17 protein-coding genes and 1 tRNA gene are annotated in these 13,038 nt (G+C 72.2%); 10 read left to right on the top strand and 8 right to left on the bottom strand.

What is annotated here, in order from left to right:
- Positions 1–19: 19 nt before the first annotated feature.
- Positions 20–93: transfer RNA gene (locus tag LCN96_RS46940), tRNA-Lys, on the top strand.
- 240 nt (positions 94–333) lie between these two features.
- On the opposite strand, the gene LCN96_RS46935 is transcribed toward LCN96_RS46940, so the two are convergent.
- Together LCN96_RS46935 and LCN96_RS46930 are read right to left on the bottom strand one after the other, a co-directional pair.
- Positions 334–768, bottom strand: coding sequence for a hypothetical protein (locus tag LCN96_RS46935; protein ID WP_225268876.1), 435 nt, complete (start codon positions 766–768; stop codon positions 334–336).
- 68 nt (positions 769–836) lie between these two features.
- Positions 837–1,625 (bottom strand): hypothetical protein, encoded by a 789-nt coding sequence (locus tag LCN96_RS46930; RefSeq protein ID WP_225268875.1) that lies wholly within the window; start codon positions 1,623–1,625, stop codon positions 837–839.
- Between the two features lie 108 nt (positions 1,626–1,733).
- Here LCN96_RS46930 and LCN96_RS46925 point away from each other — a divergent pair, with 108 nt between their 5' ends.
- The 3 genes from LCN96_RS46925 to LCN96_RS46915 all read left to right on the top strand — a co-directional run bounded on the left by LCN96_RS46925 (position 1,734) and on the right by LCN96_RS46915 (position 3,774).
- A complete protein-coding gene (locus LCN96_RS46925; protein WP_225268874.1) occupies positions 1,734–2,141 on the top strand; it encodes a RidA family protein in 408 nt (135 codons plus the stop codon).
- 83 nt (positions 2,142–2,224) lie between these two features.
- Positions 2,225–2,866, top strand: a complete 642-nt coding sequence (locus LCN96_RS46920) for a hypothetical protein (protein ID WP_225268873.1) — start codon at positions 2,225–2,227, stop codon at positions 2,864–2,866.
- Between the two features lie 56 nt (positions 2,867–2,922).
- On the top strand, positions 2,923–3,774 hold the full coding sequence (locus LCN96_RS46915) for an SDR family oxidoreductase (RefSeq protein ID WP_225268872.1): 852 nt from the start codon (positions 2,923–2,925) through the stop codon (positions 3,772–3,774).
- A gap of 10 nt (positions 3,775–3,784) precedes the next feature.
- On the opposite strand, the gene LCN96_RS46910 is transcribed toward LCN96_RS46915, so the two are convergent.
- On the bottom strand, positions 3,785–4,201 hold the full coding sequence (locus LCN96_RS46910) for a VOC family protein (RefSeq protein ID WP_225268871.1): 417 nt from the start codon (positions 4,199–4,201) through the stop codon (positions 3,785–3,787).
- Between the two features lie 207 nt (positions 4,202–4,408).
- Between LCN96_RS46910 and LCN96_RS46905 the strand changes: the two genes are divergently transcribed.
- Positions 4,409–4,711 carry a YciI family protein gene (locus tag LCN96_RS46905; protein ID WP_225268870.1) on the top strand — a complete coding sequence of 101 codons (303 nt, stop codon included), beginning with the start codon at positions 4,409–4,411 and terminating at the stop codon, positions 4,709–4,711.
- On the opposite strand, the gene LCN96_RS46900 is transcribed toward LCN96_RS46905, so the two are convergent.
- Positions 4,692–5,924, bottom strand: a complete 1,233-nt coding sequence (locus tag LCN96_RS46900; protein ID WP_225268869.1) for a sensor histidine kinase — start codon at positions 5,922–5,924, stop codon at positions 4,692–4,694. The genes LCN96_RS46905 and LCN96_RS46900 overlap by 20 nt on opposite strands.
- Positions 5,921–6,577, bottom strand: a complete 657-nt coding sequence (locus tag LCN96_RS46895; RefSeq protein WP_225268868.1) for a response regulator transcription factor — start codon at positions 6,575–6,577, stop codon at positions 5,921–5,923. The genes LCN96_RS46900 and LCN96_RS46895 overlap by 4 nt, the downstream gene beginning before the upstream one ends.
- Before the next feature lie 175 nt (positions 6,578–6,752).
- Between LCN96_RS46895 and LCN96_RS46890 the strand changes: the two genes are divergently transcribed.
- From LCN96_RS46890 to LCN96_RS46875, 4 genes are all read left to right on the top strand, one after another.
- Positions 6,753–7,280 (top strand): hypothetical protein, encoded by a 528-nt coding sequence (locus tag LCN96_RS46890; RefSeq protein ID WP_225268867.1) that lies wholly within the window; start codon positions 6,753–6,755, stop codon positions 7,278–7,280.
- The gene (locus tag LCN96_RS46885) at positions 7,280–8,419 is read left to right on the top strand and encodes a peptidoglycan-binding protein (RefSeq protein ID WP_225268866.1); all 1,140 of its coding nucleotides are present in this window, start codon (positions 7,280–7,282) and stop codon (positions 8,417–8,419) included. The genes LCN96_RS46890 and LCN96_RS46885 overlap by 1 nt, the downstream gene beginning before the upstream one ends.
- On the top strand, positions 8,416–9,138 hold the full coding sequence (locus LCN96_RS46880; protein WP_225268865.1) for an ABC transporter ATP-binding protein: 723 nt from the start codon (positions 8,416–8,418) through the stop codon (positions 9,136–9,138). Before LCN96_RS46885 ends, LCN96_RS46880 begins: the two co-directional genes overlap by 4 nt.
- A 74-nt stretch (positions 9,139–9,212) precedes the next feature.
- A complete protein-coding gene (locus LCN96_RS46875) occupies positions 9,213–10,388 on the top strand; it encodes an ABC transporter permease (RefSeq protein WP_225276211.1) in 1,176 nt (391 codons plus the stop codon).
- A 135-nt stretch (positions 10,389–10,523) separates the two neighbouring features.
- On the opposite strand, the gene LCN96_RS46870 is transcribed toward LCN96_RS46875, so the two are convergent.
- Positions 10,524–10,964, bottom strand: a complete 441-nt coding sequence (locus LCN96_RS46870) for a hypothetical protein (RefSeq protein ID WP_225268864.1) — start codon at positions 10,962–10,964, stop codon at positions 10,524–10,526.
- A gap of 139 nt (positions 10,965–11,103) precedes the next feature.
- On the opposite strand from LCN96_RS46870, the gene LCN96_RS46865 reads away from it, so the two are divergent.
- Positions 11,104–11,430 carry an STAS domain-containing protein gene (locus tag LCN96_RS46865; RefSeq protein ID WP_225268863.1) on the top strand — a complete coding sequence of 109 codons (327 nt, stop codon included), beginning with the start codon at positions 11,104–11,106 and terminating at the stop codon, positions 11,428–11,430.
- A gap of 50 nt (positions 11,431–11,480) precedes the next feature.
- On the opposite strand, the gene LCN96_RS46860 is transcribed toward LCN96_RS46865, so the two are convergent.
- Complete coding sequence (locus LCN96_RS46860) at positions 11,481–11,993, bottom strand: VOC family protein (protein ID WP_225268862.1); 513 nt, start codon at positions 11,991–11,993, stop codon at positions 11,481–11,483.
- Positions 11,994–12,036: 43 nt separating this feature from the next.
- Positions 12,037–13,011: a rod shape-determining protein gene (locus LCN96_RS46855; protein WP_225268861.1), complete on the bottom strand. Its 975-nt coding sequence runs from the start codon at positions 13,009–13,011 to the stop codon at positions 12,037–12,039.
- Positions 13,012–13,038 lie beyond the last annotated feature (27 nt).

The raw sequence follows: 13,038 nt of genomic DNA, 5'->3' as shown, positions 1-13,038 counted from the left end.
TATATTCCTCTCTGTCGGCGCGCCGCTAGCTCAGTTGGTCAGAGCAGCTGACTCTTAATCAGCGGGTCCGGGGTTCGAGTCCCTGGCGGCGCACTTCACGAAACGGGCATCCTCGGCGAGGGTGCCCGTCGTCGTTCGTGAGGAGAGTGCGGCTCGCCCGATGAAGCCGCACCCTGCCGATCGCGTCTCACTTCCGAGGGCCGATGCCCTCCCGCGTGAAGCTCCTGTTCCACTCCTGCACCCACGCGCGCCCGAAGCCCTCCGCCCCGTTCGGCGGCGTGGCCCGCGCGTCGAACTCTCCGGTCGCCGGAGTCGAAGGCGACGTGGCGGTGATCAGCGCGGGGGCGTAGGGCTGCGGCTTCCAGTTGAGGCCGTTCTTGTCGAGCGTTCCGGCGGGGATGCCCTCCGCGCCCAAGTCGAGACGAAGACGTGGGGCGCGGCGGCGGCCGGGACGCGGGACTTCGACGACCACTTGGCCTCGCCCGCCGGGACGTCGCTCAGCCTGCGGAAGCGGTCCGGTGCCAGGATGGTGACGCCGGCCGGCTCGACCTGTTCGCCCGGGTAGGCGGTGTAGGTGACGTGCGACTGGGCCTCGCCGGTGATCTCGATCGTCTTGGACGTCTGGTACACGCCTTCCCGGATGTAGACGAGGCCGGGGTTGCTGGCGCCCGTCCGGCCGGAGAGGGCGTCGCGGGCACGTTCGATCGTGGCGAACGGGGCTTTCATCGTTCCGGCCGCGTCGTCGTCGCCGGTCTCGGCGACGTACACGATGGTCTTGGTGGGTGGGGAGGCGGAATGGTTCGACCGAACCTCCAGGAGAGGCAGGGCGGTCGGTCCTACGCGCGGCTGCGCGGTCTGCGGAGGCGCAGGCCGGTCAGCGCCGCCAGCATGATGACGAGCCCGGCCAGCATCAGCGCCCGTCCGTCGGGGCCCGCCATCCCGCCGGCGCCGGTGTCCACGCCGCCGGACGGGGTGTCGGTGGGGGTGGTCGTGGTGGTGGTGTCCGGCTCGCCGCCGGCGCCGTCCGGGTCCTGGCCCGTGCCGTCGTCGTCGGCCGCAGGGGTGCCGGTGTCCGTGGGGTCGGGGGTGGGGTCGTTCGCGCCGCCGGTGACGGTGATCGGGTACTCCGTCAGCGCGCCCTTGTCCTTCACCTCGCACTCGACGAGCACGTCCTGCGGGGTCACGCCGAAGTTGATCGCGCCCGCGTGCACCGTGCCGGTGCCGGAGTTGCGCGGGGTGGTCGTCATCGACGCCGTGGCGGGGATCGCGACGGGCTCGCCGGGGATGACCGTGCCGAGCTCGGCGACGCCGGTGGCCGAGGTGAAGCTCTCGATGCCGCTGATGCCGGCGTACACGTACATGTTGAGCTCGCCCTCCATGCCCGTGGCGGGGGCCACCAGCTCCTTGCCCGTGACGAACACGCCGCTCCAGCCGATCGTCAGCTGCTGGTTCACGGTGGCCTGGGCGGGCACGGTCAGCTCCACGTCGAGGCTGATCTCCTGCCGCTCGTTCGTGGCGGCGGTGGTGCACTCGTAGACCACCGTGGCGGCGGCAGCCGCCGTGGCGGGTAAGGCAGCCCAGGGGAGCAGCGTGGCGGCGGCTAAGACGGCCAGATGGACACGCACGGCGACTCTCCCTTGAGCTGACGGTGCACGAAGGATGGTATCGGCGCCGGTGGCAGAGGCGAAAAATCCGGAAGATTCCCAGCTTGCCGAATGATAGGAAGAACAGCCATGACATCAGGAGTTCGACTCATCCGCAACGACCAGCTCGCGCAGGTCGAGTACGCCTACGCCGCCACCGTGGACGCCCCCGTGCGCTCGATCTGGGTGGCGGGCGCCTGCCCCCTCGACGCCGACGGCAAGACGGTGGCCGCCGGCGACTACGCCGGGCAGGCCCACCAGGTGATGCGCAACCTCGTCACGGCGCTCGACAGCGCGGGGGCGTCGCTGACCGACGTCGTCAAGACCACCGTGTACGTGGCCGCCACCCGGCAGGCCGACCTGGTGCAGGCGTGGGAGGTGTACCGGGAGTACATGGGGGAGCACGACGTCCCGAGCACGCTGCTCGGCGTCACCGTGCTGGGGTACACCGACCAGCTCGTGGAGGTGGAGGCGGTGGCGGTGATCGCGGGCTCGTGACCCGCCTGCGCCGCCCCCGTGAGCAGCCAAAGAGTGCCTGTTCGGATCTATACGAAGAGTAATGCGGCTGCCACAATTTGCTCATGAGTATGTTTCGGTCGGCTGAAGGCCTGCCCGATCACGGGTGTGGCGCGCTGGGCCGGGTGGCGCACGGAGCGCTGACGGCACCGCTCGACCCCGGCGAGACGCTCCGGGGGGCCAGGCTCTTCCTCGGGTACAACACCCTGCCCGACCCGCCGTTCCCCCTGGCCGGGTTCATCGAGTACGAGATGGACCCGCGGACGGCGGAGTACGACCTCGGCTCGGTGCTCCGGCTGCTCACCGAGTCCTTCCGGGCCCAGCCCGTGCCTCCGGAGGGGGCGTTCGACGACGGCCACCGGCGCAGCGCGGCCGTGATGCGGGTGGACGCCATGGTGGTCGTCTTCCCCGGGCGGGCCTTCAGCCCCGAGCACAGCCCGCCCGCCCGCGCCCTGTGGCAGAACCTCGTGGAGGGCTACTACCGCGACGGCGACGCGGAGGCGTGCGCGGGTGCGCGCGAGGCGCTGGTCGGGCTGGGGGTGGACCGGGCCGACGCCCGGGTGATCCTGCTGGCCGAGCGCGGGCCGGCGGGCGCGCACACCCAGCCGGAGCGGGTGGGCGAGTATCCGGAGGGCACGTTGTACGACCTGCTGGGCGAGCTGCTGGACGCCCAGTACCGCTGGACTCGCGCGGCCTTCGGGCCGTAGGGACGCTCTGCGTGGCATTCGGGGGCTTCGCGTGGTGCTCCGGCTAGGGTGCCGGTATGTCGTTCATCGTCACCACCGGGGCCACGGGGCGCCTGGGCGGCCGGGTCGCCACACTGCTCGCCGCCGCCGGTGCCGAGCAGCGGCTCGTCTCCCGGCACGCCGCCGACCGCGCCCCGCGCCTCGACCGGGCCACGGCGGTGGACGCCGCGTACGGTGATCGCGCGGCCATGCGGCAGGCGCTCGACGGCGCCTCCACCGTGTTGTTCGTGTCCGCGTCGGAGAGCGCCGACCGCCTCGACCAGCACCGCACGTTCGTGGACGCCGCCCGCGACGCCCGCGTCTCCCACCTGGTGTACATCTCGTTCTACGGCGCGGCCCCCGAGGCGACGTTCACGCTGGCACGCGACCACTGGGCCACCGAGCAGCACATCCGCGACAGCGGCCTCACCTTCACCTTCCTGCGCGACAACCTGTACGCCGACTTCCTGCCCGGCATGGCGGGCAGCGACGGCGTGATCAGAGGGCCGGCCGGGCGGGGGCGGGTGGCGGCCGTGACCCAGGACGACATCGCCGAGGCCGCGGCCAACGTGCTGCTGGGGCCCAAGGAGCACGAGGGGGCCACGTACGAGCTGACCGGGCCGCAGGCGCTGACGCTGGACGAGGTCGCCGCCGTGATCGGCGCGGCGACGGGGCGGGAGATCACCTACCACGCCGAGACGGTGCCGGAGGCGTACGCGTCCCGCGAGATCTACGGCGCGCCCGGGTGGCAGGTGGAGGCGTGGGTGACGACGTACCTGGCGATCGCGGCAGGAGAGCTTGAAAGGGTCACCGACGACATTCCCTCGCTCACCGGCCATCCGGCCACCAGCCTGGCGGAACTGCTCGCCTTGGAGTCGTTCTCCGAATGACGCGGGACCCCTAGACGGCGAACACCTGCGAGTCGTCCGCGAACGCCTTGAACTCCAGCGCGTTGCCCGCCGGATCCAGCAGGAACATCGTCCACTGCTCGCCGGGCAGCCCCTCGAAACGCAGGTACGGCTCGATGACGAACGCCGTGTCAGCCTCCCTGAACCGGTCGGCCAGCTTGTGGAACTCCGGGACGGTGAGGATCAGCCCGAAGTGCGGGACCGGCACGTCGTGGCCGTCCACCGGGTTGTGCACCCGCTCGGTGCGCGCGGGGGCCAGGTGGGTGACGAACTGGTGGCCGTGCAGGTTCCAGTCGATCCAGCGGTCGGAGCTGCGGCCCTGGGCGCAGCCGATCAGCTCGCCGTAGAAGTGGCGGGCGGCGTCCAGGTCGTCCACGGGGACGGCGAGGTGGAAGCGGGGGAGTTCCATGCTGGGTCCTTCCTGTCAGGTGATCGGAGGAGTACCCGCGAGGTCGCGCCCGTACGCGGCCCGTCCGCTCACCAGCCGTCGTCGAAGTCGCAGATCCGCACCGTGAGGCTCCTCCCGGAGCGGTTCGGCGTGCGCCATGGGAGAAGTGACTTCCGGAAATCCTCCGGCGGGCGGGGAACGTACCTCTATATAAGGAAGAATGCCGCCATGCTCCACGTGCTCCTCGTCCGCTACACCGCCCCCGCCGGCGAGGTGACCCCGCACGTGCCAGGGCACGTGGCCTACCTGGAGCGGCACCACGCCGACGGCACGTTCCTGCTGTCGGGTCAGACCGTCCCCGACGAGCTGGGCGGCGTCATCCTGGCGACCGGGCCGAGGGAGCGGGTGGAGCGGGTGGCGGCCGAGGATCCGTTCGCGGTCGCGGGCGTGGCGGCGTACGAGATCGTCACCGTGGACCCCGGGCGCCTGCACGAGGACCTGCGCGAGCTGCTCACCAGGAGCGGCCGGTAGCGCGCGGCAGCGCCACGGCCACGATGAGGCCGCCGCCCTCCCTGGGGCGCGCCCGCACGTCGCCGCCGTGGGCGATCGCCACCGACCGCACGATCGACAATCCCAGCCCGGCGCTGGTGCCGGTCACGGCGCGCTCGCCCGCCTGCCGGTGGAACGGCTTGAACAGCAGCGGCACGTCGTACGGCGGCACGGCCGGGCCGGTGTTGCCGACCTCCACCTCGACCCTGTCCCCCGACACGGTACGGCTGACGATCCGCACCCAGCCGGTGCCGTCGTCGAGGTTGTAGCGGATGCCGTTCTCCACCAGGTTGTGCACCAGCCGTTCGAGCAGCAGCGCGTCGCCGGTGGTCGGGGCGGGGGCGACGGCCTCGTACACGGTGACCTTGGCGTCGGCGGCCTGGTCGGCGCTCTGGGCGGCCACGTGGGTGACGATGTCGGCCAGGTCCACGGGCGAGCGGTCGGCGATCTCCTGCTCGGACCTGGCGAGCAGGAGCAGGCCGCCGATGAGGCGTTCGTGGCGGGCGTTGATCTCCAGCAGGCTCTCGCCCAGCTCCTTGACGTCGTCGGAGGCCGTACGCCGGTGCATGGCCAGCTCGACCAGCGCCCGGTTGAGCGTCAGCGGGGTGCGCAGCTCGTGGGAGGCGTTGGCGACGAACCGGCGCTGCCCGTCGAAGGAGTGGTCGAGCCGCTCCACCATGGTGTCGAACGTGTCGGCCAGGTCCTTGACCTCGTCGTCCGGCCCGTCCAGCGCGATGCGCTCGTGCAGGCCGCGCTCGGCCATGGGCGCGGCGGCGATCTTGCGGGCGGTGGCGGTGACCAGGTGCAGCGGCGCCAGCACCCGGCCGGCCACCCACCAGCCCAGCCCCACGGCCGCGCCGCCGACCACGACGAGCGCGATCGCGCCCTGGGTGAGCAGCGAGGTGACGGCGAGGTCGCGCAGCTCCTGCTGCTGCCGCCACAGCCACTCGATCGCGGCGTCGCCGGTGAGCAGGACGTCGTCCTGCTTGATGAAGAACTGCTTGTGGCGGCCGGGCTCGGCGGGGGCGGCGTACCGGTCGTCGAAGGTCTGGACGAGCTGCTGGTTGAACAGCACGTACGTGACCCCGAGCAGCACCAGCCCGGCCAGCATGAACACGGCACCGTACACCAGCGTGAGCCGCATCCGCAGCGTGGGCCGCAGCAGGCCGCGCAGCGCTCGCGGGACCGCCTTCATGCGATCCGGTACCCCACTCCCGCCACGGTCTCCACGACCGGCGGGTCGGCGAGCTTGCGGCGCAGCTTGAGAATGGTGAGGCGGACCGCGCCGGTGAACGGGTCGGCGTTCTCGTCCCACGCCTTCTCCAGGAGCTGCTCGGCGGAGACGACGTTGCCGCCCGCCCGCAGCAGCTCGGCCAGGACGGCGAACTCCTTCTTCGACAGCGGGACGAACCGCCCGTTTCTGAACACCTCCCGCCGCGCGGGGTCGAGCGTGATCCCGGCCCGGCGCAGCACGGGCGGCGCGGCGGGCCGCGAGCGCCGCCCCAGCGCCAGCACCCTGGCGGCCAGCTCGGGGAAGGCGAACGGCTTGGTCAGGTAGTCGTCGGCGCCCATGGACAGGCCGGTCACCCGGTCGTCGAGCTGGGCGGCGGCGGTGAGCATCAGCACCCGCGCCTCGCACTCGGAGGCCACCAGCTCCCGGCACACCTCGTCGCCGTGCACCCGCGGCAGGTCCCGGTCCAGCACGACCACGTCGTAGTCGTTGACCGCGATCCGCTCCAGCGCCGCCTCGCCGTCGTGTGCCAGATCGACCGCGTGCGTCTCCTCACGCAGCCACTCGGCAATCGCGTCGGCGAGCATCGGCTCGTCCTCCACCACCAGCACCCGCATGGCGCACCCCAGGCCTTTCCATCCGCTTACAGAGCCGAGTGTGGCGGAGGGGGCATTTGCTCCGAATAAGCCCGCGACGGCGCGGAAAGTGGAAACGCTGAGGAAACACCGCCCCCTATTGCATCTCCCATCGAACGGCCTTCATTGGAAGGTTCCTTCGACGAGGAGAGCATTCATGCGACGACGAGTCATCAGCGCGCTGGTCACGGCACCGTTCGCGCTCGGCCTGCTCCTGACCGGCTGCGGCTCCGGCGACGGCGGCGGCTCCGACGTGGCCTCGGTGAGCGGCACCGGCAACCAGGCCGCCGCCAGCGCCAAGCCGAGCGTGAACCCGCAGGAGCAGTCGCTCAAGTTCGCCCAGTGCATGCGCGAGAACGGCATCGACATGCCCGACCCCGACTCCAGCGGCAGGGTGATGATGAAGTTCGACAAGACCGTTCCGCAGGAGAAGGTCCAGGCCGCCCAGGAGGCGTGCCAGCAGTACGCCCCGAGCGGCACCCGCCAGGGCGGCGGCGACCCCAAGATGGCCGAGAACATGCGCAAGCTCGCCCAGTGCATGCGTGACAACGGCGTGGAGGCCTACCCCGACCCCGAGGGCGGCATGATGCGCATCACCCCCGAGGTCGGTGAGGACCCCGACTTCAAGTCCGCGCAGGAGAAGTGCCAGAAGGAGTCCGCTGAGGCCGGGCTGGGAGGTTCTTGATGGGCCCAACGATGGGCGAGGCCACCATCGACGGCAAGGCGGAGCCGGCGGCCACGCCTGCCCGGCAGCGCCGCCGCCGCGGCAGAGGCAAGCTGGTGGCCGGGCTCCTGATCGCGGTGGCGGCGGCGGGCGGCGGGTTCGTCGCGCTCAACAGCACGGGCGTGCTCGAAGGTGCCGGCCCTGCCCGGTCGGCCAGTGCGCTGCCCCCGGCCACCGCCACGGTGACCAGGCAGACGCTGAACGACACCAGGGACGCCGACGGTGAACTCGGTTACGGCCCGGTGACCACGGCCGTGAGCCGCGCGCCCGGCACGATCACCTGGCTGCCGGACAGCGGCGCGACCATCACCCGCGGCAAGTCGCTGTACCGGCTGGACAACGACCCCGTCACGCTCATGTACGGCGACGTGCCCGCCTACCGTGACCTGAGGATCGGTGTGGAGGGCAGGGACGTCGAGAACCTGGAGCGCAACCTGGACAAGCTCGGCTACGACGGGTTCACGGTGGATGAGGAGTTCACCTACGACACCTACGAGGCGGTGCTGGAGTGGCAGGAGGACCGTGGCCTGGAGGAGACCGGTGTGGTCAAGCTGGGGCAGGTCGTCTTCGCCGATGGCACGGTGCGGGTGGAGAGTGTCGAGGCCGAGGAGGGCCAGCCGGCCCAGCCGGGTGTGAAGGTGCTGACGTACACGGGCACCGCGAAGGTGATCACCGTGCAGCTGGAGGCCGAGGACCAGCGGATGGCCAGGAAGGGCGCCAAGGTCGAGGTCACGCTGCCGGACGGTGAGGAGGTCGGCGGCAAGGTGACCGAGGTGGCCACGGTCATCGTGCCCGGGCAGGGCCAGGAGGAGCCGGACACGCGGGTGGAGGCGCTGGTCTCCATCGGTGACGCCAAGTCGGCCAAGGGGCTGGACAAGGCGTCGGTGGATGTGACGTTCACCGCCTCGCAGCGCAAGAACGTGCTGACGGTGCCGGTGGCCGCGCTGGTGGCGCTGCAGGAGGGCGGGTTCGGCCTGGAGGTCGTCGAGGGCGGCATGTCCCGGTACGTCGCGGTCAGGACGGGGCTATTCGCCGGGGGCAGGGTCGAGGTGTCCGGGGACGGGCTGCGTGAGGGCATGACCGTGGGGATGCCGAAATGACCGGCTATCCCATGATCGCGCTGGCGGAGGTGTCGCGGACGTATCCGGGCGGGGTGGCGGCGCTGAAGGGGGTGTCGCTGCGGGTCGGCCACGGTGAGCTGGTCGCGATCGTGGGCCCGTCGGGGTCGGGCAAGTCGACCATGCTGAACGTGGTCGGCACGCTGGACCGGCCGTCGGCCGGGACGATCGAGATCGACGGGTACGACGTGTCGACGCTGTCGGACAACCAGCTCTCGGCGCTGCGGGCGACCACGATCGGGTTCGTCTTCCAGTCCTTCCACCTGGCGGCCAAGGTGCCGGCGCTGGACAACGTGGCCGACGGCCTGGTCTACACCGGGCTGAGCAGGGCCGAGCGGCGCCGCCGGGCCGCCGCCGCGCTCAAGCGGGTGGGTTTGGAGCATCGCATGGATCATGAGCCGCACGAGCTGTCGGGCGGGGAGCGGCAGCGCGTGGCCATCGCCAGGGCGGTGGCGGGCGACCCGCCGCTGCTGCTGGCCGACGAGCCTACCGGCGCCCTGGACTCGGTCTCGGGCAGCGGGGTGATGGAGCTGCTGCACGAGCTGAACGCGGCCGGCACCACCATCGTGATCATCACGCACGACCGGGAGATCGCGGCCGGCCTGCCCCGGCAGGTGCGGATGCGTGACGGCCAGATCATCTCCGACTCGGCGCGAGAGCCGGTAGGGCCCGCGGAGCACGCGGAATCCGGGGTGGCGTGATGACGGTCATCGAGCGGCCCGGCGGGCGGCCCGGCGGGCGGCCCGGCGGGCGGCCTCGGCTGTTGCCGGCCCGGATGCGGGCGGCCGACGTGATGCGGGTGGGCGCGGTCGGTCTGCGCACGCGCCCGCTGCGGGCGTTCCTGTCGGCGCTCGGCATCGCCATCGGCATCGCGGCCATGGTCGGCGTGGTCGGGCTCTCCTCGTCGTCGGGGGCGGAGCTGGATCGCCAGCTGTCGGCGCTGGGCACGAACCTGCTCACGCTGTCCTCCGGTACGACCCTCACCGGCGAGGCGGCCCGGATGCCGCAGGACGCCGAGGCGATGATCGAGCGGATCGGCCCGGTCGAGGCGGTCTCGTCGATCGGCAAGGTCGCCGAGGCCAAGGTCTACCGCTCCGAGCAGATCCCGCAGGCGCAGACGGGCGGGTTGCACGCCTACGCGGCCCGGCTCGATCTGCCCGCCACGGTGGGCGCGAGCCTGCGCAGCGGCACCTGGCTGAACGCGGCCACCGAGCGTTATCCGGCCGCCGTGATCGGCTCGGCCACCGCGCAGCGGCTCGGCATCGGCGCGGCGGGCCCGGACACGCAGATCGTCGTCGGCGGCATCCGGTTCACGGTCGTCGGCATCCTGGAGCCCGTGGCGCTGGCCACGGATCTGGACAGCGGGGTGCTGATCGGCTGGCCGGTGGCCGAGGAACGGCTGGGCTTCGACGGCCATCCGACCACCCTCTACACCCGTTCGCAGGAGGCCAGGCTGGAGTCGGTGCGGCAGGTGCTGGCGGGCACGGCCAACCCGCAGGCGCCGAACGAGGTGGACATCTCCCGCCCGTCCGACGCGCTGGCCGCCAAGCAGGCCACCAGCCAGGCGTTCGCCAACCTGCTGCTGGGCGTGGGCGCGGTGGCCCTGCTCGTGGGCGGGGTCGGCGTGGCCAACACGATGGTCATCTCGGTCCTGGAGCGCCGCTCGGAGATCGGCCTGCGCCGCTCGCTGGGGGCCACCCGGGGGCAGATCAGGACGCAGTTCCTGGCCGAGTCGCTGCTGCTGTCGGCGCTGGGGGGAACCGGCGGGGTGCTGCTGGGGACGGGGGTGACGATGGGGTACGCGCTCTACAGCGGCTGGCCCTCGGTCGTTCCGGCCTGGGCCACGATCGGCGGTCTGGCCGCGACGCTGCTCATCGGCGCCATCGCCGGCCTCTACCCGGCCATCCGCGCCTCACGGCTCTCCCCGACCGAGGCACTCTCCACGCCGTAGCCGTCCATCGCGGGCCGTCCGTCGCGGGCCGTCCGTCGCGGGCCGTCCACTGCAGGCCGTCCATCGCGGGCCGTCCGTCGCGGGCCGTCCACTGCAGGCTGTCCGTCGTAGGCCGTCCGGGTCAGCCCGGGCGGCCTACTCGGTCGCGTAGCAGGTCGTCCTGCCCACGACCCGGACTCCGCCCCGCTCGCCGGACAGCACGGTCAGCTCGAACTCCAGCCGGGTGCGCGGATGGCGCAGCACCGCCACGTCCTGGTCGTCGTCGCGCAGGTCGAGATCGTCGACCACCTGGTCGTAGCCCAGCGCCCGCAACCGTGAGACCAGCCCGTCGGTCGCACCGGCTCGATCGCTCTCCGCCTGCACGAAATGCCGCATCTGCCCCGGCACGCAGGTGGCGTCGTCGGCCCGCCGCACCGCCGAAAGATGCAGCTCGGTGGCCCTGATCAGCTCGCCGGCGTCGGCGTCCAGCCGCCTGGTGGCCGCCTCGAAGGTGGGCAGCTCGGACGCGGCCGCGCACGCCGTGACCGCCGCGACACAGACAAGCACCGCGGGCAGGGCGTGACGGCGGGCGCGCACACGGGGACTCTATCGAAGATCACCGTCGGCTAACGAGTGAATCACGCAAAAAGCACGGCGCGGCGAGGCCGGTTGCGGCATACATCAGGCCCCTCAGGGCAGATGCCGAGATGTACGGCAGTTTGCCCCACGGAGCCGGATGACCGTCCAACCCGATGACCGAGCACGCGTCACCCTCGTTGCGCATCCCTTCGGCCTGCGGATCAGCGGCGAGATCGACCGCGGCAACCGTCACCTGCTCACCGGCGCGCTCGGCTGGGCCCTGCTCGCGGGCAGCCACGACATCCGGCTCGACCTGTCGGGGCTGACCTTCATCGACGTGGCGGGCATGCGCCTCATCGTCGTCGTCGCGGCCCGATTACCCGGGGACCGCGAACTGGTCCTCGATCCGATCTCGCCCGCGGTCCGCCGCGTCCTCGCGCTGACCGGCTGGGCAGAGGCCCCCGGCCTGCGCGTGTGCCGGTAGAGACAGCCATCCCACGGCCGTCTCGCCTTCTCACGGCAGCCTCGGCGCCGTCATGGACGCCAGCGACGCTGGTCCGTCTCCTTCTCGTACGGCTGCGCGTCCGGATACGTCAGCAGCTCCACCGTCCCGCCCCACGGCGTCCGGCAGTAGGCGAACCGATTGCGCTCACCCGCCTCGGGCCCCGGCAGCGGCACCGGCTCCGACAGCCACACCCCGCCGGCCTCCATGACCATCCGCAGCGCCTCGTCCAGGTCGTCCACGTACAGGGCGACGTGCTGCCACCCCAGATCGCACGGCAACGCGGCCCCGCCCTGCCGCGGCCCGCTGAACTCGAACAGCTCGATCCCCGGCCCGTTGGGCAGGCGCAGCATGCGCACCGCGACCTCCGCCGTGCCCTGCGGCACCCCGAGCCGCCGCTCGGTCGCCCAGCCGCCCTTGGGGCCGTGGGCGCGGGGGAGGGTGTCGTAGAGCACCTCGGCCCCGAACGCGCGGGCGAAGAACTCCGTGGCCGCGTCGAGGTCGGGCACGGTCACCCCGACGTGGTCGATGCCGCGGACGGTCATGCGCTGCCTCCTTCTGGCCAGGGCGTCGAGCCGGGTACGCGGGTCACGTCCGCCCGCCACGGAGCCTGCCGATCAATCCCAGCTCGTCCACGCACCGGCCAAGCCCCAGCGCCACGCACTCCAGCGGACGCTCGGCCCTGCGCACCGGCATGCACAACGTCTCCCGCAGCCGCCGCCCGATCCCGCGCAGCAGCGCCCCGCCGCCGATCAGCACCGCGCCGCACTCCCCGAGATCGGCGGCCAGCTCGGCGGGGCAGCGCTCCACGGTCTCCATCGCCGCCCGCGCGATCGACTCCACCGGCTGCCCGGTGGCCTCGAAGATGTGCTGGACGGGCAGCGTGAGCTGCCGCTCGCGGCCCGTTTCCGGGTCGCGGGCCCGCACCATGACCTCGCCGTCGTGCGCGTGCCGCTTGGCCGCCTCGGCCTCGCGGTCGTCGAGCTGCAGCCCGTGCTCCCGCTCCACGAAGCGCACGATCGCCCGGTTCACGGCCTGCCCGCCGTACGGCACCGAGCCGGTCGCCACCACGGACTCGCCCGACAGCACGGCGATCCGCGCGGCGTCGCGGCCGATGTCGATCACCATGTGGCCGGTGTGCCCGCCGCGCGACATGCCCGCGCCGAGCGCGGCCGCCAGCGCGTGCGGGACCAGGTGCACGATCCTGGCGTCCGCCTCGTACGCGATGTCCTGCAGCGCCTCGCGGTCGATCGCCGTGGAGTCGGGCGGCAGCGCCATGACCAGGCGCGGCCTGGCGTACGGGTGCCAGTGCACCTTGCGCAGGAAGTGCCGGATCATGCGCCGGGCCAGCTCGGCGTCGGCCGGCAGCCCGCCGCTGACCGGCCAGTGCGTGCGCCCGCCGGTCTCGTCGGCGGCCTCCGCGCCGTATCCGACGATCTTGCCCGTGCGGTCGTCGCACATGACGACGGAGGGCTCGTCGAGCACGATTCCCTTGCGTTTGACGTAGATCCGCGTGCTCGCCGCCCCAAGATCCATCGCCAGGTCACGACCGAGGAGTCTCATCGTGGGATCCATATCCGCACCTGTCCC

The sequence above is a fragment of the Nonomuraea gerenzanensis genome (genome assembly GCF_020215645.1).
In the GTDB taxonomy this organism is placed as follows: domain Bacteria; phylum Actinomycetota; class Actinomycetes; order Streptosporangiales; family Streptosporangiaceae; genus Nonomuraea; species Nonomuraea gerenzanensis.
The sequence above is the reverse complement of the archived record's forward strand: the minus strand, read 5'-3'. Positions and strand labels throughout refer to the sequence as shown.